This is a genomic window from Clostridium sp. 'White wine YQ' (assembly GCF_028728205.1).
In the GTDB taxonomy this organism is placed as follows: Bacteria; Bacillota; Clostridia; order Clostridiales; family Clostridiaceae; genus Clostridium_T.
Genome location: NZ_JAQYUU010000001.1, coordinates 1,330,996 through 1,357,337, shown reverse-complemented (window position 1 = coordinate 1,357,337; position 26,342 = coordinate 1,330,996). Strand labels below are relative to the sequence as shown.

The 26,342-nt window shown below is 29.3% G+C and carries 28 protein-coding genes; 27 read left to right on the top strand and 1 reads right to left on the bottom strand.

Annotated features, from left to right (window positions below; all coding sequences use genetic code 11):
• Nucleotides 1-8 precede the first annotated feature (8 nt).
• From PTZ02_RS06875 to PTZ02_RS06850, 6 genes are read left to right on the top strand one after another with little or no spacing between them, the layout of a single operon-like run.
• Entirely contained in the window at nucleotides 9-731 is a 723-nt protein-coding gene (locus PTZ02_RS06875) for a WecB/TagA/CpsF family glycosyltransferase (RefSeq protein ID WP_274227055.1), read from the top strand.
• On the top strand, nucleotides 728-2,257 hold the full coding sequence (gene murJ, locus PTZ02_RS06870; RefSeq protein ID WP_274227054.1) for a murein biosynthesis integral membrane protein MurJ: 1,530 nt from the start codon (nucleotides 728-730) through the stop codon (nucleotides 2,255-2,257). Before PTZ02_RS06875 ends, murJ begins: the two co-directional genes overlap by 4 nt.
• Entirely contained in the window at nucleotides 2,257-3,531 is a 1,275-nt protein-coding gene (locus PTZ02_RS06865; protein ID WP_274227053.1) for a glycosyltransferase, read from the top strand. The genes murJ and PTZ02_RS06865 overlap by 1 nt, the downstream gene beginning before the upstream one ends.
• Nucleotides 3,532-3,534: 3 nt before the next feature.
• A complete protein-coding gene (locus PTZ02_RS06860) occupies nucleotides 3,535-4,668 on the top strand; it encodes a glycosyltransferase (RefSeq protein WP_274227052.1) in 1,134 nt (377 codons plus the stop codon).
• Entirely contained in the window at nucleotides 4,668-5,921 is a 1,254-nt protein-coding gene (locus tag PTZ02_RS06855; protein WP_274227051.1) for an O-antigen ligase family protein, read from the top strand. Before PTZ02_RS06860 ends, PTZ02_RS06855 begins: the two co-directional genes overlap by 1 nt.
• Nucleotides 5,922-5,954: 33 nt before the next feature.
• The gene (locus PTZ02_RS06850; protein WP_274227050.1) at nucleotides 5,955-6,599 is read left to right on the top strand and encodes a cyclodeaminase/cyclohydrolase family protein; all 645 of its coding nucleotides are present in this window, start codon (nucleotides 5,955-5,957) and stop codon (nucleotides 6,597-6,599) included.
• A 21-nt stretch (nucleotides 6,600-6,620) separates the two neighbouring features.
• Here the strand turns inward: PTZ02_RS06850 and pdaA are convergent, their stop codons facing one another.
• Nucleotides 6,621-7,394, bottom strand: a complete 774-nt coding sequence (pdaA, locus tag PTZ02_RS06845; protein ID WP_274227049.1) for a delta-lactam-biosynthetic de-N-acetylase — start codon at nucleotides 7,392-7,394, stop codon at nucleotides 6,621-6,623.
• Between the two features lie 143 nt (nucleotides 7,395-7,537).
• Here pdaA and ychF point away from each other — a divergent pair, with 143 nt between their 5' ends.
• The 21 genes from ychF to pyrR all read left to right on the top strand — a co-directional run bounded on the left by ychF (nucleotide 7,538) and on the right by pyrR (nucleotide 26,333).
• On the top strand, nucleotides 7,538-8,635 hold the full coding sequence (gene ychF, locus PTZ02_RS06840) for a redox-regulated ATPase YchF (protein ID WP_274227048.1): 1,098 nt from the start codon (nucleotides 7,538-7,540) through the stop codon (nucleotides 8,633-8,635).
• 338 nt (nucleotides 8,636-8,973) lie between these two features.
• Nucleotides 8,974-9,402: a division/cell wall cluster transcriptional repressor MraZ gene (gene mraZ / locus PTZ02_RS06835; RefSeq protein WP_202766431.1), complete on the top strand. Its 429-nt coding sequence runs from the start codon at nucleotides 8,974-8,976 to the stop codon at nucleotides 9,400-9,402.
• An 11-nt stretch (nucleotides 9,403-9,413) separates the two neighbouring features.
• Nucleotides 9,414-10,346 carry a 16S rRNA (cytosine(1402)-N(4))-methyltransferase RsmH gene (gene rsmH / locus PTZ02_RS06830; protein WP_274227047.1) on the top strand — a complete coding sequence of 311 codons (933 nt, stop codon included), beginning with the start codon at nucleotides 9,414-9,416 and terminating at the stop codon, nucleotides 10,344-10,346.
• 26 nt (nucleotides 10,347-10,372) lie between these two features.
• Nucleotides 10,373-10,867 carry a cell division protein FtsL gene (locus PTZ02_RS06825; RefSeq protein WP_274227046.1) on the top strand — a complete coding sequence of 165 codons (495 nt, stop codon included), beginning with the start codon at nucleotides 10,373-10,375 and terminating at the stop codon, nucleotides 10,865-10,867.
• 84 nt (nucleotides 10,868-10,951) lie between these two features.
• Nucleotides 10,952-13,108, top strand: coding sequence for a stage V sporulation protein D (locus PTZ02_RS06820; protein ID WP_274228073.1), 2,157 nt, complete (start codon nucleotides 10,952-10,954; stop codon nucleotides 13,106-13,108).
• A gap of 85 nt (nucleotides 13,109-13,193) precedes the next feature.
• The gene (locus PTZ02_RS06815) at nucleotides 13,194-14,651 is read left to right on the top strand and encodes a UDP-N-acetylmuramoyl-L-alanyl-D-glutamate--2,6-diaminopimelate ligase (RefSeq protein WP_274227045.1); all 1,458 of its coding nucleotides are present in this window, start codon (nucleotides 13,194-13,196) and stop codon (nucleotides 14,649-14,651) included.
• Between the two features lie 9 nt (nucleotides 14,652-14,660).
• A complete protein-coding gene (locus PTZ02_RS06810) occupies nucleotides 14,661-16,013 on the top strand; it encodes a UDP-N-acetylmuramoyl-tripeptide--D-alanyl-D-alanine ligase (RefSeq protein ID WP_274227044.1) in 1,353 nt (450 codons plus the stop codon).
• 24 nt (nucleotides 16,014-16,037) lie between these two features.
• Nucleotides 16,038-17,009 carry a phospho-N-acetylmuramoyl-pentapeptide-transferase gene (gene mraY, locus PTZ02_RS06805; RefSeq protein ID WP_274227043.1) on the top strand — a complete coding sequence of 324 codons (972 nt, stop codon included), beginning with the start codon at nucleotides 16,038-16,040 and terminating at the stop codon, nucleotides 17,007-17,009.
• A 20-nt stretch (nucleotides 17,010-17,029) separates the two neighbouring features.
• Nucleotides 17,030-18,151, top strand: a complete 1,122-nt coding sequence (gene spoVE, locus PTZ02_RS06800; protein WP_274227042.1) for a stage V sporulation protein E — start codon at nucleotides 17,030-17,032, stop codon at nucleotides 18,149-18,151.
• 110 nt (nucleotides 18,152-18,261) lie between these two features.
• The gene (locus PTZ02_RS06795; RefSeq protein ID WP_274227041.1) at nucleotides 18,262-19,017 is read left to right on the top strand and encodes a cell division protein FtsQ/DivIB; all 756 of its coding nucleotides are present in this window, start codon (nucleotides 18,262-18,264) and stop codon (nucleotides 19,015-19,017) included.
• A 10-nt stretch (nucleotides 19,018-19,027) separates the two neighbouring features.
• Complete coding sequence (locus PTZ02_RS06790; protein WP_274227040.1) at nucleotides 19,028-19,750, top strand: DUF881 domain-containing protein; 723 nt, start codon at nucleotides 19,028-19,030, stop codon at nucleotides 19,748-19,750.
• 12 nt (nucleotides 19,751-19,762) lie between these two features.
• Nucleotides 19,763-20,101, top strand: a complete 339-nt coding sequence (locus PTZ02_RS06785; RefSeq protein WP_202766422.1) for a small basic family protein — start codon at nucleotides 19,763-19,765, stop codon at nucleotides 20,099-20,101.
• A gap of 13 nt (nucleotides 20,102-20,114) precedes the next feature.
• Nucleotides 20,115-20,852 (top strand): DUF881 domain-containing protein, encoded by a 738-nt coding sequence (locus PTZ02_RS06780; RefSeq protein WP_274227039.1) that lies wholly within the window; start codon nucleotides 20,115-20,117, stop codon nucleotides 20,850-20,852.
• Nucleotides 20,853-21,160: 308 nt separating this feature from the next.
• Nucleotides 21,161-21,820, top strand: coding sequence for a YggS family pyridoxal phosphate-dependent enzyme (locus PTZ02_RS06775; protein ID WP_274227038.1), 660 nt, complete (start codon nucleotides 21,161-21,163; stop codon nucleotides 21,818-21,820).
• A gap of 14 nt (nucleotides 21,821-21,834) precedes the next feature.
• Nucleotides 21,835-22,284: a cell division protein SepF gene (locus tag PTZ02_RS06770; protein ID WP_202766419.1), complete on the top strand. Its 450-nt coding sequence runs from the start codon at nucleotides 21,835-21,837 to the stop codon at nucleotides 22,282-22,284.
• Nucleotides 22,285-22,357: 73 nt separating this feature from the next.
• Entirely contained in the window at nucleotides 22,358-22,609 is a 252-nt protein-coding gene (locus PTZ02_RS06765) for a YggT family protein (protein WP_274227037.1), read from the top strand.
• A 3-nt stretch (nucleotides 22,610-22,612) separates the two neighbouring features.
• Nucleotides 22,613-23,380, top strand: coding sequence for a YlmH family RNA-binding protein (locus tag PTZ02_RS06760; protein ID WP_274227036.1), 768 nt, complete (start codon nucleotides 22,613-22,615; stop codon nucleotides 23,378-23,380).
• A gap of 16 nt (nucleotides 23,381-23,396) precedes the next feature.
• Nucleotides 23,397-23,993, top strand: a complete 597-nt coding sequence (locus tag PTZ02_RS06755) for a DivIVA domain-containing protein (protein WP_274227035.1) — start codon at nucleotides 23,397-23,399, stop codon at nucleotides 23,991-23,993.
• A gap of 242 nt (nucleotides 23,994-24,235) precedes the next feature.
• Nucleotides 24,236-24,853: a TraR/DksA C4-type zinc finger protein gene (locus PTZ02_RS06750; RefSeq protein ID WP_274227034.1), complete on the top strand. Its 618-nt coding sequence runs from the start codon at nucleotides 24,236-24,238 to the stop codon at nucleotides 24,851-24,853.
• A gap of 26 nt (nucleotides 24,854-24,879) precedes the next feature.
• Nucleotides 24,880-25,788 (top strand): RluA family pseudouridine synthase, encoded by a 909-nt coding sequence (locus PTZ02_RS06745; RefSeq protein ID WP_274227033.1) that lies wholly within the window; start codon nucleotides 24,880-24,882, stop codon nucleotides 25,786-25,788.
• 8 nt (nucleotides 25,789-25,796) lie between these two features.
• Nucleotides 25,797-26,333, top strand: a complete 537-nt coding sequence (gene pyrR / locus PTZ02_RS06740; protein WP_274227032.1) for a bifunctional pyr operon transcriptional regulator/uracil phosphoribosyltransferase PyrR — start codon at nucleotides 25,797-25,799, stop codon at nucleotides 26,331-26,333.
• Nucleotides 26,334-26,342: the final 9 nt, after the last annotated feature.

Here is a 26,342-nt window from a genome sequence, read left to right as displayed (position 1 = left end):
GAAATAATATGTTTGTAGAAATATTAGGATTTAAAATATATAAAAAAAAGAAGAGTCAGATTTTAGAGCATATTGATAGTTATCCAAAGGTTAACATAATTTCAGGTAATCCAGAAGTTCTATTTAACGGATTAAAAAATGAATTTCTTTATAAAAATTTTCATGAAGAGACAACCTTAATAATTCCCGATGGAGTTGGAACAGTAATTGCATCTAAAATGGTTAAGGATCCTGTAGAAGAAAAAATAGCAGGAATTGAACTTATGCATGATATAATCAGTAAATGTGAGAAAGACGGTAAAGGAATTTATTTATTAGGTGCTAAAGAAGAAGTCTTAAATGAGTGTTGTAATAATTTGCAGTTAAGTTTTCCAGGAATAAAAATAACTGGTAGACATAATGGATATTTTGATATATATAATTGTGAAGATATAATTTCTGATATTAAAAAAGGTAATCCTTATGCAATTTTTATTGCAATGGGATGCCCGAAACAAGAAGAATTTATTGCAAAGTATATGAATGAGCTACCTTGTAAGATTTATATGGGAGTAGGTGGCAGTTTTGATGTTATAGCTGGAAATACTAAAAGAGCTCCAAAATGGATGATTAAACTTGGATTAGAATGGCTATATAGGGTATCGAAAGAGCCTTGGAGAATAAAAAGACTTGGTTCAATACCTAAATTTCTTTGGATGGTTCTTATGAACAAAGGCAAGGTGAATTCATGAATAGCAGAAAAATATTGAAGTCTACTTTTATCATTATGGCAGTTTCTATACTAAGTAGGGGAATAGGCTTTATAAGGGATATGTTAATTGCAAGTAGCTTCGGTACTGGTTTATATGCCGATGCATATTCAGTTGCAGTTACTATTCCTGAAAGCTTATTTATGATAATAGGACTTGCTATTTCAACATCTTTTTTACCAGTTTTAAGTGAACAATTAATTAAAAATGGTAAAAGTAAAATGCATGAATTTGCTAACAAAGTAATAACATTGTTAGTAGTTATTTCAATCGGAGTATTTCTTGTTTCTTTTATTTTTGCAAGGCAAATCGTTCCTTTTTTTGCTTCAGGATATAGTGGTGAAAAATTAGAACTAACTATTTTTCTTACAAGAATTACAATGCTAAATTTACTATTTTTAGCTGTAAATGCTTGTTTTAGTTCTATACTTCAAGTAAATGAAGATTTTATAGTCCCATCGATTCTAGGGTTGTTTTTCAATGCTCCAATGATTATATATTTGGTGTTTTTTAATGGATACAGCATTATAGGGTTAACAATAGCAAATGTTATAGGAAATATTGCAAGGGTACTAGTACAGATTCCATCTCTAATAAAACATGGATATATTTATAAACCAGATTTTAAATTTAAGGATGAACGAATCAAAAAGGTACTATTGTTAATAGCACCAGTTATAATAGGAGCAGGTGCAAATTCAATAAATATGATGGTTGATATTAAAATTGCAGGATATTTAGAAGAAGGAAGTGTAGCAGCTCTTAATTATTCACAAAAATTAATAGTTTTTCTAAACACTATAATTACATCTTCTATTCTTACAGTAACATTTCCTCTAATGGCAAATAGTAAAAATTCTGAAGATAAAGAGGGATTTATACAGTATGTTAAAAAAACCATTATATATACAATGCTATTATTGATTCCAATTGCTATAGCAGCAATTATATATAATCAAGACATTATAAAGATGATATATATGAGGAATGAATTTACTTTACATTCAGTAGATTTAACAAGGTTAGCATTTTTAGGATATTTAATAGGGCTTGCATTTTATGGAATTAGGGATATCTTAAATTCAACATTGTTTTCAATGGGAAGAACAAAAGATACTACAATTAATGGAGTAATAGGAGTAATCGCTAATATTTTATTTAATATTGTACTTTCTAAGATATTTGGAATTATAGGTATTTCAATTGCAACATCTAGTGCACTTATAATTACTTCAGTATTATTACTATCAAATATAAATAGGGTAGTAAGTAATTTTAATATGTTAGAACTTATAATAAAATTGTTTAAGATTCTTTTTGCATCTATTGTAATGGGAGCTATTCTAATGTTTATTAATAATACCTTTAATGTTGTTTTAAATATTAAAACAGTAATTCCTATAACATTAATTGGAATGTTAATATATTACGTATTCAGCATGATATTAAGAATAAATGAAATTAACGAAATAAGCATATTGTTTTTGAAGAAGATTAGGAGGAAATAATGAAGATATTATTTATTGCATGCTATTCTCCACTTATTAATAATTCGGCATCTATAGAAACACTACAATATTTAAATAAGTTAAATAAGATTGAAGGCAATGAAATTCACTTATTAACAGTGAATTTTCCTAAAAATTCAATATATTATGATGAATATCTTCTTTCAATGATGGATAGTAGAATTAGTATTCATGCAATAGATGGAGGGAAAATCTTTAATAAAATAATGCCTAAGAAATCTAGTAGTACAGCATCAAATACTAGTAATAAAACTGGTAGAAGATTATTTTTAAGAAAAATTAAAAACATGATTGCAGTGCCTGATATGTATAGTATTTGGGCATTGAAAGCATCAAAGTATGGAAAGAAACTTCTTAAAGAAAATAGTTTTGATGTAATTTTTTCTATGCATGAGCCACCTTCATCGCATTTATGTGCTTATTTAATTAAAAAGGAATTCAAAAATATACCATGGATTACATATTGGAGTGATCCTTGGGTGAAAGATTCTACTAGAGAGAAAGCAAATATAATTAGGAAGAGCTTTGAAAAATATTTAGAGAACAAAGTGGTTAATAATACAGATAGGCTTATTTTTGTAACTAAAGAAAATATGGAAGATTATATTAGTACTTATAATTTAAATCCTGACAAGTGTCATGTACTTAATAGGGGATATGATAAAGAAATCTATGATAAGCTTAAAAAAGAGGAAGTACCAAGATTAATTGATAAAAATAAAATAAATATAGTATATGCAGGTGAAATTTTTACTAGATTAAGAGATGTTAATCCGTTTATTAACGCTATAAAAGAACTTAAAGATGAAAATGTTGATGTATATAATAGGCTTAATATTTTATTTTTCGGAAACATAGATGATGATAGGGTGAAAGATGATTTGATTTCAGAAGAAATTGTAAAAGTATCTGGAAGAATACCTTATAATGAAGCTCTTAAATATATGCTTAATAGCGATGTATTGTTATTATTCGGAAATAAAAATTCTAAGCAGATTCCAGGAAAGATATACGATTATTTTGGAACATATGCATGGATTTTAAATATATACGGGGATGATAAAGACCCTATAATTCCATTGGTAGAAAACCATTATAAGTGCATAGGTGTTAATAATGAAAAAGAAATTATAAAAGAAGCAATTGTTAAGCTGGCTCGTAAAATTGATGATGGAGAATATCCATCAGAAGACTTAAACTATGAATGGGAAACAGTTGCGAAGAGATTAAATAAAATTCTAGGAGAAGATTAATATATGCATGTTTTAGTTATACCATCATGGTACTCATCAGAGAGAAAGAAGGTCCATGGAACTTTTTTTATTGAACAATTTAAAGCCCTAAAAGAATCAGGGATTAAGGTAACAGTTGCATACAATGAAATTTGGCCTATTACAATGATAGGTAAAACTAATGAAAAAAGAGGAATAACCTTAAAAGAAGAATTTGGACTAACAACATATAGATATAAAGATTATAACTATTTTCCTAAGAATCCAATTATGTTTAAATCATTTAACAAAAGAATGGATAAGCTTTTTAATAGAATCCTAAAGGAGCAGGGCAAAGTAGATATAATTCATGCTCACTCATGTTTTTGGGGAGGGATAGCAGCAAATTATATTTCAAAAAAATATAATATCCCATTAGTAATTACTGAGCATACCTCATTAGAGCATAGTAAATATGTAAAAGATAGTTATAAAAAACATATTTTTGAGGCTTATGATGGGTGCGATAAATTAATTGCAGTTGGAAACGGCTTAAAAAAGGAATTATCAAAGTATACCCAAAATCCAGTTAGTGTAATTCATAATCTAGTAAATTTAGATTTGTTTAAAATTGAAAATACTGAGCATTCAGGTGAATTTAGATTTTTTTCCTTAGCATACTTAGAAGAAGGTAAAGGAATGGAGCTACTAATAAAAGCATTTTCTAAAGCATTTAAGGATAATAAATGCAAACTAGTTATAGGTGGAGATGGTTCAATAAAGAAAAAATTAGAAGAGCTTGTCATAAGCCTGGGGGCAGAAGATAAAATTTCTTTTTTAGGAACACTAGATAGAAATGAAGTTGCAAGTGAGATGGCTAAATGTCATGCATTTGTTTTAGCATCAGAATATGAAACTTTCGGAGTAGTATATATTGAAGCAACTGCTAATGGAAAGCCTATTATAGCTACAAAAAATGGAGGTTCTGAAGATATAGTTACTAGTACAAATGGACTTCTAATAGAGAATGAAGAGAAATATTTAATTGAGGCATTACAAAAAATGAAAAATAATATTCATGAATATGATGCAACAAAAATACGTAATGAGTGCATCGAAAGATATTCAAAGTATGTTATAATAGACCAAATCATAAGAGTTTATAAGGAGTTAATATAATGGATACATTAATTAAAGGAATCAATTTTATAAACAATAAATTTTACTTCAAAATTCTTTATCTACTAATGAGTATATCTTTTGTTTCTATATTTTCAGAAATACCTGGACTAAGTTTATTGAATAAAGCACTTATTGTATGGGGAATAATTTTAGTTGTAATAAGTGCAATAACATTAATAAATGAGGGTGTTGAATATTATAAGATACCTCTCTATATTTTTATATTGTGTTCATTTTTATTAGTTCTCTTTAAATATAGAACAGGCGAAAATATTAAAATATTCTCAGTAAATTTAATAATATTCTTTGCGATGTTATCAGTTGATAAGAAAAAAACTGATAAGGAATTATTGAAAGAAATCAATGTAATTTCAACGATCTATTATGTTATTGCTTCAATTTTGTGTATGGGATCTACATTTCTATTTTTAGCAAAACTTAACTTTACCTTAAAAGGACACAATTATGGTATTAACCCAATTGGTGGTGGAGAAGGAAATGTTGGATTATTCTTTAATGAAAATGCACTAGGTATAGCTGCAGCATTAGCTATAGTTATCGGAGTGTATTTGATAATTGACTATAAAAAGATTATATTTAAAGCAATAGTATTGTTAACAATAATTCCTAATGGAATTGCATTATGTCTTTCTAGTGGGCGAAGTGGTTTTTTAATGTTAATGATGCTTGTATTTATACTTGTATTTATTTATGCTAAAAATATTTTTTTAAGAATTGGTATGATATTATTATCAATTTTAGCTGTAATTGGAGCAACAGTAAAAGTGGATAATTTCTTAGATAAGGTGTTAAGTGGTAGAGATCAATTATGGATTACTGCATGGGAGTCAATTAAATTGCATCCATTAACAGGGGTTGGTAATACAGCAATGATTCCAACTTTAACAGATTTAATGCCAAAATTAACTTCACGTGGAATTGATCGTTTGCCAGGTATTGAGGCTGGGGGCCTACATAATATCTACATACAGATTGCGACTGTATATGGAGTTCCGATGCTTCTAATATTTATCTGTTTTATTTTAATGACATTTGTTCATATTATATTAAAGATAGATAAGCTACGCGGTTCAAAAAAGTTAAAAGCAACTATACTTTTTTCAATTTGTGTAGGTGTAATATGTGTTAATTTCTTTGAAAGTAATTTAATATATATAATCAGCTTTATTTCAATATTATTCTGGGTTTATTTAGGCTACCTATTAAAATTAGTAGAAAAAGATAGATAAAATAATATAATAATCAGATTTGGGGTGTAAATAATGTTCGAAAATTATAGCTTGAGAGAATTTACAGATGAATTAGCATCTGGTAATCCTACACCTGGTGGTGGAAGTGTTGCAGCATTTGTTGGAGTATTATCAGCTGGATTAAACAGTATGGTTTATAGCTTAACATTTGGTAAGAAGAAGTTTAATGAATTTGAAGAGGAATGCAAAAAAGAGATATATGATTCCGCTAACAGAACAAAAGGATATATAAATAAGTTCTATGAATTTATGGAAGAAGACAAAAAAGTTTTTGAACTATTGATGGGTGCATATAAATTGCCCAAAGGGAATGAAGAAGAAATAAAAATTAGAGAAGAAAAAATATTAGAGAATACAAAGGGAGCACTTGAGTCTCCATTAAATTTTGCAAGAACTGCAATTAACTTATTTAATGAGATTGAAATTGCTACGAGGTATGGAAATAGGGGAGCTATATCTGATGCTGGAGTAGCAGCAATTTTAATACATGCTGCCATTGAAAGTGCTGGATTGAATGTTAAAATCAACTTAGCTAATATTCCAGAAGGCGAATATAAAAATTCTATTTCTAGAGAAATTAATTACATTCAGGTTGAATCAGCTTATAAAAAAGATAAACTAATAAGAACAATTAATAATATTATGGATGGAAAATAAAAAAAGGCTTTGAGCCTTTTTTTATTGAATTTCATTTAAAGATTTAAAGGTATAGCCTTTGGCTTTTGCATCCTGTATAACAGATTTTAATATTTTAGCATTTGTTTTTGAAACTGAGTGCAATAACATTATTTCACCAGGATGGAAGTTTTCTGTTATTTTCTTAAAAGCAAAATCTTCATTTGGCTGTTCATCCACTACCCAATCTTTATAAGCAAAGCTCCAAAAGATAGTTTTATAGCCTAGTTTGGTTGTTTTATCAAGTACTTCTTCAGAGTATTTGCCCATAGGTGGTCTAAATAATTTAGGCATGTCATTACCAGTGATTTCTTTATATAATATTTCTACATCTTCAAATTCTTTTTTAAACTTAGCATCATCATGTATTTTTGCCATTGAAGGATGTCTAGCACTGTGATTACATACCAAATGACCTTCATCAACCATTCGTTTTATTAGATTTGGGCAATCCTTCAAATAAGGTTTAACTACAAAGAATGCAGCTGGTACATTTTCCTCTTTTAGTATATCAAGAATTATTGGAGTATATCCATTTTCATATCCTTGATCAAAAGTAAGATAAATAACTTTCTCATTTGTATTACCTAAAAAGTAGGCTGGGTATTTAGCTATAAAATCTTTACATTCTTTAGGGTAAGATGGAATGTTTCCCTTACCGTTTGAAGCATAATACCAATCTAATTCCTTTGTGGACGAAGCAACAGTTGGTATATATGTTACAAAAGAAATTAAAGATAGAAAAAAGATTAAAAAAATTTTTATAAACTTTTTCATAAAATCACCTCAATTTTATGTTCTGTAGTTTTAAAAAAAATAGTAAAGTAGTTTATTCCAACATTGGGTATAATGTTGAAATAAAGAAATATATAAAGTATAATTTTAAGGATGAGTAAAGGAAAGAAAGGAATGTACATAGAATGAAGTTAGGAATAGTTGGGTTACCAAATGTAGGAAAGAGTACTCTTTTTAATGCTATAACAAAAGCTGGAGCTGAATCAGCAAATTATCCATTTTGTACGATAGAACCAAATGTTGGAGTTGTAGCAGTTCCAGATAAAAGACTTGATGAATTAGAAAGAATATATAATAGTAAGAAAAAGGTATATACATCAGTAGAATTTTATGATATCGCTGGATTAGTAAAAGGTGCATCAAAAGGTGAAGGTTTAGGAAATAAGTTCTTATCACATATAAGAGAAGTTGAAGCTATATGTCATGTTGTTAGATGCTTCAATGATGGAAATGTAGTTCATGTAGAAGGAAACGTTGATCCAATTAGAGATGCAGAAACTATAAATTTAGAATTAATATTTTCTGATTTAGAAGTTTTAGAGAGAAGAATGGAAAAGACTGTAAAGCTTTCAAGATCTGGCGATAAAAAGGCAAAGGAAGAATATTCTTTAATGGAAAGAATTAAAGAACATATGGAGAATAATAAGCCAGTAAGAACCTTAGAAGCAACTGAAGAAGAACAAGATTTTATAAAAAGCCTATTCTTAATTACTTCTAAGCCAGTTTTATATGTTTGTAATGTATCTGAAGAAGAAGTAATGAGTGGTAATTTAGAAAATGAATATGTAAAAAAAGTTAAAGAATATGCTACTGCTGAAAATGCAGAAGTAATCATTGTTTGTGCTAAACTAGAAGAAGAGCTTTCAGGATTAGATGATGATGAGAAAAATGAAATGCTTAATGAATATGGTTTAGATGAATCTGGGCTAGATAAATTAATTCAAGCTAGTTATAAGTTACTTGGATTAATTAGTTATTTAACTGCAGGAGTTCAAGAAGTAAGAGCGTGGACAATTATCAATGGAACTAAGGCACCTCAAGCAGCTGGTAAGATACATACAGATATTGAAAGAGGATTTATAAGAGCAGAAATAGTTTCATATGATGATTTAGTACAATTAGGTTCTGAAGCTGCTGCCAAAGAAAAGGGATTATATAGACTTGAAGGAAAAGAATATGTAATGAAAGATGGAGATGTAGTTAACTTTAGATTTAATGTGTAAATAAAATAGGGTTTTGTATAGTAAACTCAATTTATTCTTGTTTGAAAATGTCGGTTTCTGGACATTTTCAGGCATGAATGAATTATTAGTTGAACTTAAAACCCTATATAGGGTTTTGTAAAGAAGTGATTCAAAGTAATGAATCACTTCTTTTTTTATTTTAAATCATTATGAACATATAATGAAAAATTTGACTAATTTTAAAAAATAGTTAAAAATCCTTCTAAAATCTTGAAGGGTTTTAACTTTTATTATAGAATATATATATAAAGTGGTTAAAAGTGGTGCAAAGTGGTGTATAATAGTTTAAGAGGAATAGATTTGTGGAGAGGTGAAAAATGTTTATAGGTGAATACCAACATGGTCTTGATTCTAAAAACAGAATGATCATACCCTCTAAGTTAAGAGAAGAGCTAGGAAATAAGTTCATTTTAACTAAGGGATTAGATGGATGCCTATATGCATATCCTATGAGCGAATGGAAAATTTTGGAAGAGAAGCTAAAATCCCTACCACTTACTAATAAGGATGCTAGAGCTTTTGTAAGATTCTTCTTTGCAGGTGCTTGCGAAGTGGAGTTAGATAAGCAAGGGAGAGGGTTAATACCTCAAAATCTTATAGAGTATGCAAATATTGAAAAAGAAATAGTTAGCATAGGTGTGTTAACCAGAATTGAAATATGGAGCAAAGAGAAATGGACAGAATATAATGACGCTAATATTGATTATGATAGTATAGCTGAAAAAATGAGCGATTTAGGAATATAAGGAGTGATAGAATGGAGTTCAAACACTTATCAGTTTTATTAAACGAATGTATAGATGCATTAAAAATTAAAGAAAGTGGTAAATATGTAGATTGCACAATGGGTGGTGCAGGTCATTCTTTTCATATAATAACTAGACTTGGAAGAGATGGCGAATTAATAGGTATAGATCAAGATACAGATGCTCTAAATGCAGCTAAAGCAAGACTTAAAATTTTTGATAATGTAAGATATGTTCATAATAATTTTTATAATATATATGAGATTCTAGAAGAATTACATATTCCAAAAGTAGATGGAATACTTATGGATTTAGGAGTTTCTTCGTATCAGTTAGACAATGGAGACAGAGGGTTTAGTTATATGAAAGATGCTCCACTTGATATGAGAATGAATAGAGATAATTCTTTGAGTGCGTATGAAGTAGTAAACAATTACTCTGAAGAAGAGATTTATAGAATTATAAAAGAATATGGTGAGGAGAAATTCGCAAAAAGAATTGCTGGCTTTATTCAAGAGAATAGAAAAGAAAAGCCAATAGAAACAACTTTGGAATTAGTTGACATAATAAAAAGAGCAATTCCAGCTAAAGCAAGAAGAGAAGGGCCTCATCCAGCGAAAAGAACTTTTCAAGCTATAAGAATTGAAGTAAATGGGGAATTAGAAATACTTGAAAAAGCTATAGAAGATAGTGTGGAGAAGTTAAATCCCGGTGGAAGATTAGCAATAATTACATTTCATTCATTAGAAGATAGAATTGTTAAGAATAAATTTAGAGATTTAGCCAATCCATGTACTTGTCCTAAAGAGTTTCCAGTGTGTGCATGTGGTAAAAAGTCTAAAGGCAAGGTAATTACAAGAAAGGCAATTGAGCCAACAGAAGAAGAGGTTGAGAGAAATCCAAGAAGCAGAAGTGCTAAACTTAGAATTTTCGAAAAAATTTAGTTATATAAAATGGGGATGTGAATAAATTGAAAATGAGAGAATATGATTATATAAAAGGGAATAATGCTTTAAATCCACAAAGAAAGTTAAGAGAGCCTGATAGAGAAGAATATGAAAAGTTAAAAAGAGCAAGAAAGCAAAGACAAGTAATAATTAACAATAAAAAAGCTAAGTTAAGAGCAGGAATGACACAAATAATATTTTTGGTGTTTATATTAGGCATGGTTACAATATTTAGAGATTCACAAGTTTATAAAATTCAAAAATCTATGGCTTCGATAGATTCCAATATTAAATCAGTAGAGGCAGATAATGAAGCACTTAACTTAGATGTACTAAAAGCATCTTCTCTTGGAAATGTTAAACAAAAGGCTGAAACAAATTTAGGTATGACAATACCTAAAAAAGGAGATATAATAAAAGTTGATTTAAGTCAAAATAATTTTAACTTACAACAAGTAGATAATACAAAAGTGGGAGATACAACTTTATTAGAAAAGATGATGGATGCACTTTGGTAGGTGCATCTTAGTTTTTAAATCAATTTACACGGAGGTTAAACTGTGAAAAAAAAGTACAGAGATAGTGCCACGATAAAGAAGAGAATGAGAATAGTCTTTATTATGCTTAGTTTAGTTTTCTTTATATTATCAATAAGATTGTCTTATATAATGATAGTTAAAAGAAAAGATTACTCTGCAAAGGCTATCGAACAATGGACTAGTGAAGTAAAAATTGATGCAAAAAGAGGAAAAATATTAGATAGAAATGGTTCAGAATTAGCTGTTTCTGCAAATGTGTATAGGGTTGATTTTGATTTAAATGCAATTAGAACTTACTTGAAAAATAATGATTTAGTTACAGATGATATTGCTAAAAAAATAGCAGAAGCATTAGAAATGGACAAGCAGGATGTAGTTAAAAAGCTAGAGACTAAGTTGCCGTCAGGAGCAGCAGCTGGATCTGCTACACTTGTAAGAAGAATTGAAAAAGAACCAGCAGATAAGGTGAAAAATTTAAAAATAAATGGGGTTATAGTATCACCAGATACAAAGAGATATTATCCAAACAATAACTTCTTAGCTCAAACAATAGGGGTTACCAATACAGATGGTCAAGGTCTAGGTGGAATAGAATTACAATACAATAAAGAATTATCTGGAGTGCCAGGTATGAGAATAGCAGAATTGGATAGAAAAAGTGAAGAATTACCATATACAGTTTCTAAGTTTACGCCACCAGTAGATGGAAAAGATGTAACACTAACTATTGATGAGAAAATGCAATATTTCGCTGAGAAAGCAGCAGAACAAGCATTAAATGATAATAAAGCAAAGGCGGTTAGTGTAATAATAACTAATCCTAAAAATGGAGAAGTACTTGCTATGGCAAATAAGCCAGATTTTGATCCGAATAAACCATATGAAGGTGCAGATAAATTTGACGGAAAGACTTCTGGAGATAAACTTCAAAAAATGTGGAGAAATAGAAGCGTATCTGACTCATTTGAACCAGGATCTATTTTCAAAATAATTACTGCAGAAGCAGCTCTTGAAGAAGGTGTAGGAGTAAATGATACTTATACATGCGGTGGATCTACTGTAGTTGGCGGAAGAACAATAAAATGTTGGAAGTCTGGCGGACATGGTACTGAAACTTTCGCAGATATATTAAAGAATTCGTGTAACGTTGGATTTATACAATTAGGTCAAAAAATAGGTAAAGAAAATCTAAATAAGCATATTGCAGAATTTGGGTTAGGTAAAGTTTCAGGGATAGATTTACCTGGTGAAGCAAAAGGTATAATAAAACCTACAAATCAAATTTCAGATGTAGATTTAGCAACAATTTCTTTTGGACAAACTAATACAGTAAACCCAATACAATTTATGGCTTCTGTTAATGCAGTTGCAAATGGTGGGACGTTAATTCAACCGCACCTTATGAAACAAATATCTCATAAGGATACAAATGGTGTTGAAATAATTGATGAGAAATTTACTCCTGCAACAAAAACAGTGGCAACACCAGAGAAAACAAAAGAATTAAGAGGGTATCTAGAAAGAGTTGTATCAGAGGGTTCAGCTAAAAGAACATTCATAGAAGGATATCATATAGCAGGTAAAACAGGTACAGCACAAAAGGTTAATCCTCAAAATGGGACATATGAGAATGGAAAGTATATTTCAACATTTGTTGGTATGGCTCCAGCAGATGATCCTAAGGTTACAGTTATGATATCTATAGATGAGCCAAGCGCTGGTGAATATTTCGCAGGGGTTATAGCAACACCAATTGCAAATATGTTATTTACAGATATATTTAATTATATGGAAAGTGATTTTGATAAAATCGGTTCTACTAGCGTAGTTAAGGATGTAGTTGTGCCAGAAATAAGAGGACTTAAGGTTGAGGATGCTAAGAAGAAACTAAAAGACTTTAAATTAGATTTCCAAATTGATGGTGATGGAACTTATGTTACTGATGTATCGCCAAAGCCTGGATATTCTGTTAAAGAGGGAAGTAAATTAAATCTTTACACTGGTTCTGATGCGAACTATAATAAGGATATAATAATGCCAGATGTAACTGGATATAGTCAAGCTGCTGCTTCAGAATTGTTGAGTTCATTAGGAATAACTCCAAAATATGAGGGAGTTGGATTAATTGATTACCAAAGTGTAGAAGCTGGTGAAATTATTAAAAAAGGTACTACTGTACAACTAAGATTATCAAATGAAACTGGAGATGGAGGATTTTAGCATGTGGTTTTCCACATGCTCATCTTTTGTAAAAAAATAAGTTATTAAGATTATGTTTTTAGCATAATATTTAGGGAGTGTATTTATGTTACTTGAAAAACTACTATGTAATATTGATTATTGTGTTACAAAAGGAGATTTAAATATCCAAATAAACGATGTGAAGTATGATAATAGAAAGGTTACAAAGAGAGACGTGTTTGTTTGTATCAAAGGTACAAAGGTAGACGGACATAACTTTGCAACTGATGCAATTCAAAGAGGAGCTTCTGTTGTTATTACAGAAAAAGAATTAAATATAAATTCTGACTATACAGAAATTGTAGTGAAAGATGGTAGAAAAGCTTTAGCGATTATTAGTGCTAATTATTTTGGAAACCCAATAGAAAAGTTAAAGCTAATTGGAGTTACTGGGACAAACGGAAAAACAACTACAGCTTTCATGATTAAATCAATATTAGAAAATGAAAATATAAAAACTGGATTAATAGGAACCATCGCAAATTATATTGGAAATAAAGAAATAAAGACTGAACGTACAACTCCAGAATCCTATGAATTACATCAATTATTTAGACAAATGGTAGATGAGGATGTAGAATGTTGCGTTATGGAAGTATCATCACATTCACTAGAGTTAGATAGAGTGTATGGTATTAGATTTAATGTTGGTATATTTACAAATTTGACAAGAGATCATTTGGATTTTCACGGGACCTTTGAAAATTATTATAAAGCGAAATATAAGCTTTTCGAAAACTCATACTATAAGATCATCAATATGGATGATAAATACGGAGAAAGAATTATGGGAGAACTTTTAAATAAAGGTGAGAAGGAAAGAACCTTAAGTTTCTCCATAAACAAAGAAGCTGATTTTATGGGAAAGAATATCACTATTGATGGTGTACTTTCAAGCTTCAATGTTATAAATAAAAATGATATGCATAAAATATCTCTTCAAATTCCAGGAGATTATAATGTTCATAATGCTTTAGGAGCAATTGGAGCTACTAGGATTTTAGGTATTAGTTGGGATAGTATTATAAATGCATTAAAGAAAACTGTTGTTACAGGTCGTTGTGAAAGAATTGGGTATGAATATAATAAAGACTTTGAAATAATAAATGATTATGCACATACACCAGATGGGTTAGAAAATATATTATCAACAGCTAGAAAATTTACTAAGAATAGACTACTCTGCATTTTTGGATGTGGTGGAGATAGAGATAAACAGAAACGTGGAGAAATGGGCGAAATAGCTACAAGGTTATGCGACTATGTTATAGTAACTTCAGATAATCCAAGAAGCGAAGAACCTATTGAAATAATTAATGATATCGTTAGGGAGTTAAAAGCAACTAACTATGAAATTATAGAAAATAGGTATAATGCAATAGAGAAAGGCATCTCTATTTGTAAAGATGGTGATGTACTTATAATTGCTGGAAAGGGACATGAAACTTACCAAATTCTTAAAGATAAGGTAATTGACTTTGATGAGAGAAAAGTGGTAAAAGAAATATTGGAACGAAGATAGGTGATTATAATGGAAAAATTAAGATTGGAAGAGATAATAACTGCTGTTAATGGAAAAGTTTTAAGTAATGGTACGCTTGAAATTTTTGATAAAATTACTACTGATAGTAGAAAAATTGAAAAGGACAGTATATTTTTCGCATTAAAGGGCGAGAATTTTAACGGTAATGAATATATTGGAACTGCTATTAAAAATGGTGCAAAATTATGTGTAGTAGATGAAGATGTAACATTTGATGAAAATATAGACTGCAGTATTATAAAGGTTGACAATTCTAGAACAGCATTATTAGATCTAGCTGAGTATTATAGAAGTAAATTATCCCTAAAGGTAATTGGGGTAACCGGCTCAACAGGAAAAACTTCTACAAAAGATATAATAGCTGCAATATTATCTGAGAAATTTAAGGTTTTTAAAACTAAAGGGAACTTTAATAATGAAATTGGAGTTCCATTAATGATTTTTGAACTAGATAATTCATATGACGTAGCAGTACTTGAAATGGGTATGAGTGACTTTGGAGAAATTCATAGATTAGCTAAGGCTGCAAGACCAGATATTTCTGTAATAACTAATATAGGGATTTCTCACATAGAAAACTTAGGTACTCAAGAAGGTATATTAAAGGCTAAGATGGAAATCACCGATTATTTTAATGAAAAGAGTATACTAATATTAAATTCTGAAGACAAGTATTTAAATACTGTAAAAGACAGAAATTTTAGAATAATTAGGTGTGGTGTTAACGAATCATCAGACTTAAAGGCTGCTGAGATCCATTTAATGGAGGAACATGTTGAATTCTCGATATGGCATAATGACAATTTCTGTAGATTTAAAATAGATGCACCTGGAGAACATAGTGTCCTAAATGGACTTTTAGGTATTGCATGCTCATTAGAATTAGGTCTTACTTTTGAAGAAATGAAAAAGGGACTTAATAATCTAGAAAGAACTTCAATGAGATTAGAGTTTATAAGAAAAAATGATATAACAATTATAAATGATTGTTATAATGCATCTCCACAGTCAATGAAGGCAGCATTAGATGTTCAAAAAAATACTAAAGGCAAAAGAAAGATTGCTGTTTTAGGAACAATGCTTGAATTAGGGCAGATGTCTTTTGAAGCACATAAAGAAGTTGGCAAATATGCTAAAGAAATTGGGATTGATGAACTTTTAGTAACAGGTGAATATTCAACTGCTTATAAAGAAGGATTTGGGGATTCAATTAGAAGTTTTAAATCAAAAGAGGAATTAATAAAATTTTTAGATGAATTTATTGATTCAGAGGATTGTATTTTAATTAAAGCATCTAGAGGGATGAAATTTGAAGAAATAGTACATTCCATTAATAACTAAAGTTCATTAAAAAGGGGAAAAGATATGGAAAATATGAAAAGTATGCTTAATCCAGATATAATTATGGCTATAGTCTTGGGTTTCGCAATTGCAACTATAATTGGGGGACCAATAATCAAATTATTATATAAGTTAAAATTTGGACAAAATATTAGAGAAGATGGACCAAGAACACATCTAAAAAAAGCTGGTACACCTACAATTGGTGGATTAATATTTATTTTTTCTACTATAATTGCGACGTTTATTATGATAAGCAATATAAAGGATGAAGCTATTATAGCTTTACTTGCTTTTGTAGCTTTTGGTTTTATAGGATTCTTGGATGATATTTTAAAAATAATAAGAAAGAATAATCTTGGACTTAGAGCGTACCAAAAAATGATATTATTATTATTAGTATCTTCTCTATTAGCTTATTATGGATATGTGAATGTTGGTACTAAAATAAATATACCTTTTGTAAATGCACAAATTGATATAGGAATTTTCTACATACCATTTATAATCTTTTATTTTGCATCAGAGACTAATGCGGTAAACTTAACAGATGGATTAGATGGATTGGCAACTTCTATCACTGTACTAGTTATGACGTTTTTATCAATATTAAGTTTTAATTTAGGCCACTATAGTTTATCAATCTTTTGTGTGATTTTAGCTGGAGCGCTTTTAGGATTCTTAAGATTTAATGCGTTCCCTGCCAGAGTTTTTATGGGGGATACAGGTTCTTTAGCCTTAGGAGGAGCTGTTGCAACTGTTGGGTTACTACTAAAAGTTGAGTTTTTGATAGTGATTATTGGTGGTATATATGTACTTGAAGCATTATCAGTAGTAATTCAAGTTGCATCATTTAAACTTACTGGAAAAAGAGTATTTAAGATGGCTCCTATACACCATCATTTTGAACAATTAGGTTGGAAAGAAACTAAGGTAGTTACAGTATTTTCAATTATTACTTTAATTTTATGTTTTATTGGGTTCCTTTCTCTTTAGTAATTCATGGAGGGTAGAGAATGAAAAAAATTAAAAAAGCAGCAGTTAAGATGGGGCAAATAGATTATATACTATTTTATGTAATATTCTTCTTGCTTGCCATAGGGGTAGTAATGGTATACTCTGCATCATCTTTTTATGCGATGTATAATTTTAATGACAATATGTATTTTTTAAAGAAACAAGGATTTTCCGCTATAGTTGGAGTTATAGCTATGCTTTTCATGATGTCATTTGATTATCACAAACTTAAGAAATTGACTGTACCATTAATAATAATAACAATTCCTTTACTATACGTTGTGTTTCTTTTTGAAGGAACTAATGGGGCCCAAAGATGGATACCACTTCCTGGGTTTTCACTTCAGCCTTCAGAAATAGCGAAATATGCAGTAGTAGCATTTTTAGCACTTAGTATTGATAAAAAGGGTGAAGGTATTAAAAATTTCAAAACTGGAATATTACCTTATATCGTTTTCTCAGGCTTTTTTGCAGGATCAGTACTTTTAGAAAAGAATTTATCTATTGCTTCAGTTATTATGATAGTAACACTTATTGTGCTTTTTGTTGGAGGAGCTAGACCTAGAGATTTTGCAACAATAATACCAGTGCTTTTTGCAGGTGGAGTATTTTTTATTTTTTCAGAATCATATAGAAGAGAAAGACTATTAAACTTCTTAGATCCTTGGAAAGATCCAGCAAATAATGGATATCAGTTAATACAATCATTTTTAGCATTGGGTGCAGGAGGAGTTACAGGCTTAGGTCTTGGCCAATCAAGACAAAAAACTCTATATATGCCTGAGCCACATAATGATTTTATTTTTTCAATTATTGGTGAAGAGTTAGGTCTTATAGGTTGTCTTTTTATAATAATTTTATTTGTGGTTTTAGTTTGGAGAGGAATTTCCATAGCCATGAGAGCTAAGGATACTTATGGTACCTTGTTAGCAACAGGTATAACAGGTATTATAGCAGTACAGGCGTTAATTAATATCGCAGTTGTAACTGGTTCTATGCCAGTTACTGGAGTGCCACTTCCTTTAATTAGTTACGGGGGATCGTCATTAATTATAAATATGACTGCACTGGGTATATTGCTAAATATATCTAGACAAATTGAACGAAAAAGTAGTACTTAACTTTGCATTTGCAAAGTTAAGTTTTTTTCAACTAAAAATTAAGAAAATTGTAATGAAATATGTAATGTAAAGTGATATTATTAAGTAAAAGGAAATTAAGGAGAATTCAAGTGCAACCACAAAATAACAAATATATAGAAGTGAGAAGAAAAAAACAGAAGATAAAAAAATTAGTAGCCTTATTTATATTATTTTTAGGGTTATTTATTTTGTTTTTATTAAAAGCTCCAACTTTTAATATTTCTCAAATAAGTGTTAAAAATAATAATGAAAATCCTATATTAAAAGAAGATTATATAAGTGGGAAATTGAATATTTTTAAAGGAAAAAATATTTTTTCGGTAAAAAGACAAACTATTGAGGAAGAACTAGAAAAAGAAGCTTATGTTAAAGAAGCAAAGGTTACTAAAAAATTACCGAATAAAGTAAGTATAGATATTATAGAAAAGAAGCCAACATTTTCAATTGAAGATAATGGGGAATTCTATGTTTTAGATGAAGAAGGTAAGATAATAGAAATAAAAAATGAAAAGGAAAATGATACATTAATAAATCTTAAAGGTATTAGCGTAAATAACAAAAATGTAGGAAGTTATATTACTAAAGATGAAAAGATGGAAAAATTAATAGATTCCTTTGGAAAGCTTTTAGCTGCTAACACATCTAATATAAAATTCTCATTTCTAGATTTAAGTGATACAGCTAATATAAATATTTATTATGGTGAAGTAATGATTAAAATAGGTTCAGAATATACTTTACAAAATAAGCTCAACAGTGCAATAAATATTTTAAAGAGTCATAATATGAAAAAGGGTTACATAGATGTAAGATTTAATACAAATCCGATTATCGTAGAAGAATAGGAGGTCATGTATGAAAAAAATATATTCACAGCTTGCAGTAGCAGTAGTTTGCGCTCTATTAGGCTTCCTTTTATCATATCAGTTTAAGCTTATTAGCAATAAGGAGAAATCTACTCAACAAAATTATAATCAAACAGATGTATTAGCTGAAATTGAACAGTTAAAGAAAGAAAGAGATGATGCAAATAAACGTAATGGAGATCTTCAAGATCAATTAAAGAAAATTGAGGATGCATCAACAAATTCTAGTAATTTAGATAAGCAACTTAAGAAAGATTTAGATGATACTAGAATGATTACTGGCTCAATTGACGTTAAAGGTACAGGTATAACTTTATATATTAATCCTAAAAAGGATATATTCTCCACTCAAAATGATATGGATAATACAGCATTAGGTGAGACAGATTTAGTTCATATAGTTAACAACTTACTTTATGCTGGGGCTGAAGCTATATCAATAAATGATTATAGAATAACTCCTCAAACAGGAATAAAGTTCTCCAACAATTATATATGGATTGGCAGTGAAGGTAAAGTTGATCCAAAAACTGAAATTACTATTAAAGCAGTAGGAGATAAGACAAAATTACAATCTATACTTAATTTTGGAGGAACATTAGAGGTTGGAAGTTTACACAATTATAATAAAAAAATTGTCCCAGAGGACCAGATTGTCGTTAATAAAAGTACAAAAGGTTTAAATACTAATTTTATAAAACCTGTTCAATAAAGGGGTGTTTAGATGATAGCATTTTTAGGATTACTAGTTGGAATTATAATAGGAATAACTACTCAAATCAATATACCAGATAAGTTTTCACCTTATATGTCTGTGGCTATACTTGCATGTTTAGATTCTGTTTTTGGAGCTATAAGAGCAACATTATCAAAGAACTTTCAAGCCGATGTTTTTATTTCGGGATTTTTTGGTAATGCAGCGTTGGCAGCTGCACTTGCATACTTGGGTGATAAACTAGGTATACCAATATATATAGCAGCAGTTATTGTTTTTGGAGGTAGAATATTCGATAATTTTGCAATTATAAGAAGACTTCTATTAGAAAAAGCAAAATCTCACTAGTGGAGGTTTAATTATGAAGCAAAATGAATCGAGCATATTTGTCTTTATAGCATCAATTATTGTTGGAATACTAATTGCATTAAACATAAATTTTTCAAAAGTTTCATCTAACATACAATTAACTACCAAAGAATATAGTGATGCTGTTGAGAAAAGAAATAAGCTAAGAAAAGAAGTAAGTGACTTAAAAGATGATAACTATAAGACTATTCAAAAGATAAATGAATATTCTTCAGCTGGAAAAAAAGATGATAAGGTAGTTGAGGATTTGAAGGCTCAGCTTAAATTAAATAAAATGGTTGATGGTTTTGAGGCAGTAACAGGACCTGGACTTAAAATAACTTTAAATGATGGGGATTTAAGCATTGATGAAAATGGAGTATACGATCCAATGCTTACAAAATTAAAAATACTTCATGATGAAGATATGGCAAATGTAGTAAATGAAATTAGAAATGCCGGCGGAGAAGCAATAGCTATAAATAAGCAGAGAGTTTTACCAAACTCCTTTATTATTTGTAATGCCGCGTTTTTAAATATCGATGATGTTCAGCTTCCAGCACCATTTGTTGTAGAAATTATAGGTGATGCGAAGTTAATGAAGGAATCTCTTCAGGATGAAAATGGATATTTAAGATTTTTAAAGAACAGAGGGCTAAGGGTAGTAATTGAAGAAGAAACAAATATTACTTTGCCTGCCATTGAAAAAAAATCAATAGCACCAAATTTTTTAGCACCTTATATTAAGTAGAAGGTGCTTTTTTACTATTTAGGAATTTACAATATTTTAAGGGTTTAGGTAACATTATAGGTTTAGAATATAATCTAAGAGTTTACTAGCGTTCCCTAAAGAGTCAAAAAAGAATTAATCGCCTTGACGATTTTTTTTTCTACATTTAACTATAAAAGGTAAGTGGTGTAGCAAAAGTTATTTTAATGTGAATTATATATATTATAATATTTATAGAAAAAATCACTACTATATAGTATAATAAATATGTAAATTTGAAGGAAATTGCTATGTTTTGGAGAATATAATTAGGGTAAGGGGCTGATAGGTTGAGTATAAGACAAAATATATTAAGTATACAAAAGGAAATACCAGATGAAGTAACACTTATAGCCGTATCAAAAACTAAACCATTACAAGATTTAGAAGATGCATATGAATGTGGAATGAGAGATTTTGGAGAAAACAAAGTTCAAGAACTTATGGAAAAGTACGATAGATTTCATAAGGATGTTAGATGGCATCTCATAGGACATCTTCAAACCAATAAAGTTAAATACCTTGTTGGAAAAGTACACTTAATACATTCGCTCGACTCAATTAAGCTTTTGCATCAAATTGAAAAGGTATATAGTGCTGAAAATATGATTGCAAAAGTTCTTATTCAGATAAATATTGGTAAAGAGGAAAGTAAAACAGGTATTTTTGAAGAGGATATTGAAAATATCATTGAAGAAATTGAAAAGTGTAACTATGTTAAAGCCTTAGGGATTATGGTAATAATACCAAAAGGAGATGTAGAAAGTAATAGGCTCTACTTTAGAAAAACAAAGGGAATTTGGAATGTCCTAAGTGAAAAGAATTACAAAAATGTACAAATGGAATATCTTTCAATGGGAATGACTAAAGACTATAAAACTGCAATTGAAGAAGGCAGTAATATGGTTAGAATCGGTGAAGGAATATTCGGCCAAAGAATATATAATTAGGAGGTAAATAAAAGATGGCAGCTAAAATGGTTGATAAAGTAAAAGGATTATTCGGATTTGGAGAATATGATGACGAATACGAAGATTTTGAAGATGATGAATTAATGGATGAGGTGGAAGAAGTTGAACCAATTATCTCTAATAAAAAGAGTAATAAAGTAGTTAATATACATACTTCTTCTTCAGCAAAGGTAACAATTAAAAAACCTACAGTATATGATGATGCTACTGAAATTTGTGAGGCATTAAAAGCAAGAAGAATAGTAGTTATAAACTCTACTGCTCTTGAAACTAAAATTGCACAAAGACTATTAGATTTCGTTTCTGGTGCATGTTTTGCATTAGCTGGGGAACTTCAAGAAGTTGAAAAAGGGGTATATATACTATCACCTTCAAATGTTGAAGTAACAAATGAATTGAAAAGCGAATTATCATCTAAGGGAATATTTAATTGGAGTAAATAGTATAGTGTAGAGTACTCTTATTTGTACTAAGTTTTAAGAATATAATTACTATTAAAGAAGGGATTGAAATCGTGTGATAGCTATACTTTTACTTTTTAAAATATTAGAGTGGGCTATAATTTTGGATGTTATATTATCTATGGCAGCTCAGATGGGTTATGCTGTTAATATATATCGATCATTAAATAAATTTACTGGCCCTATACTTGAGCCTTTTAGAAGACTACAAGATAGACTTAATTTAAATCTACCGATCGATTTTTCTCCATTATTGGCATTACTTGCAATACAATTCATACAATCCTTATTATTTAGGGTATTATAATAAATGATTGATAAAAAAGAATTAATTGCACATTTTTCTGGAGAAGAATTAAATTTAGCTCAATCTGTTTTGGAGAAGGCTAATATTTCTATGCAATATGAAACTACAATTTTTACACAGGATTTTTTAACCCCTAATATATGGAACTTTTTTTACAAAAGGTTATCTCATATAATGAAAATAGAGTGCAACGGTGTATTTGAGGAAAGCGAAAGAAGAATGATTTCATTCAACAATGGCTATAATACCCCATATCCTATTTCAATGCTAAAAATAATAAATAATTCAAAGTTTAAAGTTTTAGAGCACAAGGATTATTTAGGTGCTATATTATCTTTAGGAATAAAGAGAAATAAGATTGGGGATTTAGTTATCAAAGATAATAAATGCTATTTTGTAGTTTGTGAGGAAATTGGCAAGTTTATAATTGAAAATCTTATTTCTGTAGGCAAAAATCCTTGCACTGTTGAATTTATAACTGATTTAGAAGAATTACCACACATAGATTTTACTGAGTCTATTATTAATGTAGCTTCACTTAGAGCAGATGCATTAGTAAGCGAAATTGCTAATTGTTCAAGAGCAAATGCTGTGAAACTTATTGATTCTGGGAAAGTACTTATAGATTATTCAGATGACATTAATAAGAGCTCAGAGGTAAAATTAGATTCAAGAATCACTATAAGAGGCAAAGGTAAGTATATAATTAGTGAAATAGTTGGAAAAACAAAAAGTGATAAATTAAGAATTAAAATAAAAAAATATACATAATGTAGAGGTGATACGTATGAAAATTACTCCAGCAGACATAAGTAATAAGGAGTTTAAAAGAGGGCTTAGAGGATACAGTCCGGAAGAAGTAGATGAGTTTCTTGATGAAATAGTTGAAAACTATGAAGAAATTTACAAAGAAAATTCTCACCTTAAGGATACTGTAACTAATTTAACTGAAAAGTTAGATCACTATAATAAGATTGAAAATACAATTCAAAATACTCTTTTATTAGCTCAAAATGCAGCTGAACAAGCAAGATCTTCATCGCAAAAAGAGGCTGATTTAATTGTAAAAAATGCAAACGATGCAGCACAAAAAATATTAGATAAGGCTCATGGAGATGTAATACAAATTAATGATGAATATGATAAAGTAAAACAAGAATTTGTAAGATTTAGAGCTAAGTTTAGAAATTTTATGAATACACAACTAGAAACTTTTGATGATTTGGAAAAAGAAGTAATTAAAAATTACAGCATTGGAACTCCTGTAGAAGAAGTTATAGAAGAAAGAACCATTGAAGAGGATCCAATAACTAATGAATCAATTGAAGAAGAAGTTAGTAATACTGATCTTGATCAAATAAAAAGTTTTTTTGCAAATAAATAGTTTCAAGTGCAAAATCTGTAAGGATTTTGCTTCTTTTTTTTTAGAAATCTCTTGAAATTTAGGTAGCTTAAATTTATCATATACTTTATAATATGTAAATTAAGAGTGTATTGTAATAATAATATTGCTTGATTTTGATAAGAATATATATGAGTAATTCTATTCGACAACATATCTATTAACGACTGGTAGAAAATACATATGTTGAAGTTAGATTTAAAAAATCAAAAGAGGGTGGTATTATGGACGACAACTTAATGAAGCTTTATAAAAAGAAACTATTGAGTGAAAAAGAAGAAGTTAAAAAAATTATAAAAAATCTAAGAGACAATGATATGGTATATACTAACATAGAGGTAGCATCTGAAATATCTCATTATGATAATCATCCTGCTGATACAGCTGGTGAAATTTACACTATGGAAACAGGGATTGCATTAAAAGCAAGAGAGGATAAAATTTACTCTCAAATTGAAAGATCATTAGATGCTATTGAAAATGGTACATATGGTAAGTGCAAATACTGTGGAACTGAGATATCTAAGGAAAGATTAGATTTTATACCTTATGCAGAGTATTGTATTGAATGTCAAAAGAAAATTTCTTCTAAAACAAATGAAATAGAGAGACCTGTAGAAGAAAAGGTTTTAGGGAATCCATTTTATTTCGATCATGCAGATAGAAAAGAAAATATAGTAGATGGAACTATTGATAATTATCAAGATGTATATAACTATAATAAAGTGGATGATTATTATAGCATTGATAATTCAGATAATCTTTATAATGATGACGATGAATATGTTGATCCAATAGAAAAGATTAGCAACGCTCAATATAAAGCAAGTTTACCAGATTAGTTTTGGTGGGAGAGGCAATAATTATTATGGAAGAAAGAACTTTAAATGTAAATGAAGAGTTTGTTGATGTAAGAATAGATAAATACTTATCCGAAGTTTTAACGGATAAGTCAAGAAGCTTTATTCAAGAATTGATAGATTCTAAAAATGTTTTAGTAAACGGTAAGAATATAAAAAGTAGTTATAAATTAAAAATAAATGATTTAGTCAGCGTAGAGTTACCTGAAGCTACAAATCTTCAGGTTGAAGCTGAAAATATTCCACTCGATATAATTTATGAAGATAAAGATGTAATAGTAGTGAATAAACCACAAGGGATGGTTGTACATCCTGCTCCTGGTAATTATACAGGGACATTAGTTAATGCATTGCTATTTCATTGTAAAGATCTTTCAGGAATAAATGGTGTAATCAGACCTGGAATAGTACATAGGATTGATAAAGATACATCAGGAGTATTAGTAATAGCTAAAAATGATCAAAGTCATAGTTTTTTATCAAAGCAATTAAAGGATCATTCTATGAAAAGGGAATATATTGCATTAGTTGAAGGTAGAATAAAAGAATTAAAAGGAACTGTAAATGCACCTATTGGAAGACATCCAAAAGAAAGAATCAAGATGGCAATTGTTGAAGATGGAAGGGAAGCAATTACGCATTATGAGGTTATAGAAGTGTATGATAGATATACACTTGTTAAATGTAATTTGGAAACTGGTAGAACACATCAGATAAGAGTGCATATGGCCAAAATAGGACACCCTTTAGTTGGAGATCCAGTTTATGGATTTAAAAAGCAAAAAACTTCAACTAATGGGCAAATGCTACATGCAAGGTTATTGGGTTTTATACATCCAAGTACAAAAGAATATATGGAATTTTCTTCAGAACTTCCTGAATATTTTCAAGAAGCAATTAAAAAATTAAGGGGATAGGTGAAAAAATGAAATTAAAATCAATCTTATTAGATGAAAATGCAATAAGAAGAAGCTTGATTAGAATATCTCACGAGATTATAGAAAAAAATAAAGGTGTTGAAGATATAGTACTTATAGGAATTAAAAGAAGAGGATATCCTTTAGCACAGAGAATTGCTGAACAAATAAAAAATATAGAAGGTTTTGAGGTTCCAGTAGGAATGGTAGATATTACTCTTTATAGAGATGATTTAGGTGAAATTGGTCAAGCTCCATCTGTATCCGACAATGATATAGGTATTGAGATAAGAAATAAAAAGGTTATTATAGTAGATGATGTTCTATTTACCTGTAGAACAGCTAGAGCTGCAATAGATGCAATAATTGATTATCAAAGACCTAAATCAATACAACTGGCTGTACTTATTGATAGAGGACATAAAGAACTTCCTATAAGAGCTGATTATGTTGGCAAAAACATTCCGACTTCAAGCTCTGAGATAATTGCAGTGGAAATTAAGGAAATAGATAAGGAAGATTCTGTTAAAATATATGAAAAGTAAAAGGAGCAT

Bases quoted from the DNA above. Each gene is read 5' to 3' on its own strand.
- PTZ02_RS06875 (WP_274227055.1), top strand. From the start codon at position 9: ATGTTTGTAGAAATATTAGGATTTAAAATATATAAAAAAAAGAAGAGT.
- murJ (WP_274227054.1), top strand. From the start codon at position 728: ATGAATAGCAGAAAAATATTGAAGTCTACTTTTATCATTATGGCAGTT.
- PTZ02_RS06865 (WP_274227053.1), top strand. From the start codon at position 2,257: ATGAAGATATTATTTATTGCATGCTATTCTCCACTTATTAATAATTCG.
- PTZ02_RS06860 (WP_274227052.1), top strand. From the start codon at position 3,535: ATGCATGTTTTAGTTATACCATCATGGTACTCATCAGAGAGAAAGAAG.
- PTZ02_RS06855 (WP_274227051.1), top strand. From the start codon at position 4,668: ATGGATACATTAATTAAAGGAATCAATTTTATAAACAATAAATTTTAC.
- PTZ02_RS06850 (WP_274227050.1), top strand. From the start codon at position 5,955: ATGTTCGAAAATTATAGCTTGAGAGAATTTACAGATGAATTAGCATCT.
- pdaA (WP_274227049.1), bottom strand. From the start codon at position 7,394: ATGAAAAAGTTTATAAAAATTTTTTTAATCTTTTTTCTATCTTTAATT.
- ychF (WP_274227048.1), top strand. From the start codon at position 7,538: ATGAAGTTAGGAATAGTTGGGTTACCAAATGTAGGAAAGAGTACTCTT.
- mraZ (WP_202766431.1), top strand. From the start codon at position 8,974: ATGTTTATAGGTGAATACCAACATGGTCTTGATTCTAAAAACAGAATG.
- rsmH (WP_274227047.1), top strand. From the start codon at position 9,414: ATGGAGTTCAAACACTTATCAGTTTTATTAAACGAATGTATAGATGCA.
- PTZ02_RS06820 (WP_274228073.1), top strand. From the start codon at position 10,952: ATGAGAATAGTCTTTATTATGCTTAGTTTAGTTTTCTTTATATTATCA.
- PTZ02_RS06815 (WP_274227045.1), top strand. From the start codon at position 13,194: ATGTTACTTGAAAAACTACTATGTAATATTGATTATTGTGTTACAAAA.
- PTZ02_RS06810 (WP_274227044.1), top strand. From the start codon at position 14,661: ATGGAAAAATTAAGATTGGAAGAGATAATAACTGCTGTTAATGGAAAA.
- mraY (WP_274227043.1), top strand. From the start codon at position 16,038: ATGGAAAATATGAAAAGTATGCTTAATCCAGATATAATTATGGCTATA.
- spoVE (WP_274227042.1), top strand. From the start codon at position 17,030: ATGAAAAAAATTAAAAAAGCAGCAGTTAAGATGGGGCAAATAGATTAT.
- PTZ02_RS06790 (WP_274227040.1), top strand. From the start codon at position 19,028: ATGAAAAAAATATATTCACAGCTTGCAGTAGCAGTAGTTTGCGCTCTA.
- PTZ02_RS06785 (WP_202766422.1), top strand. From the start codon at position 19,763: ATGATAGCATTTTTAGGATTACTAGTTGGAATTATAATAGGAATAACT.
- PTZ02_RS06780 (WP_274227039.1), top strand. From the start codon at position 20,115: ATGAAGCAAAATGAATCGAGCATATTTGTCTTTATAGCATCAATTATT.
- PTZ02_RS06770 (WP_202766419.1), top strand. From the start codon at position 21,835: ATGGCAGCTAAAATGGTTGATAAAGTAAAAGGATTATTCGGATTTGGA.
- PTZ02_RS06760 (WP_274227036.1), top strand. From the start codon at position 22,613: ATGATTGATAAAAAAGAATTAATTGCACATTTTTCTGGAGAAGAATTA.
- PTZ02_RS06755 (WP_274227035.1), top strand. From the start codon at position 23,397: ATGAAAATTACTCCAGCAGACATAAGTAATAAGGAGTTTAAAAGAGGG.
- PTZ02_RS06750 (WP_274227034.1), top strand. From the start codon at position 24,236: ATGGACGACAACTTAATGAAGCTTTATAAAAAGAAACTATTGAGTGAA.
- PTZ02_RS06745 (WP_274227033.1), top strand. From the start codon at position 24,880: ATGGAAGAAAGAACTTTAAATGTAAATGAAGAGTTTGTTGATGTAAGA.
- pyrR (WP_274227032.1), top strand. From the start codon at position 25,797: ATGAAATTAAAATCAATCTTATTAGATGAAAATGCAATAAGAAGAAGC.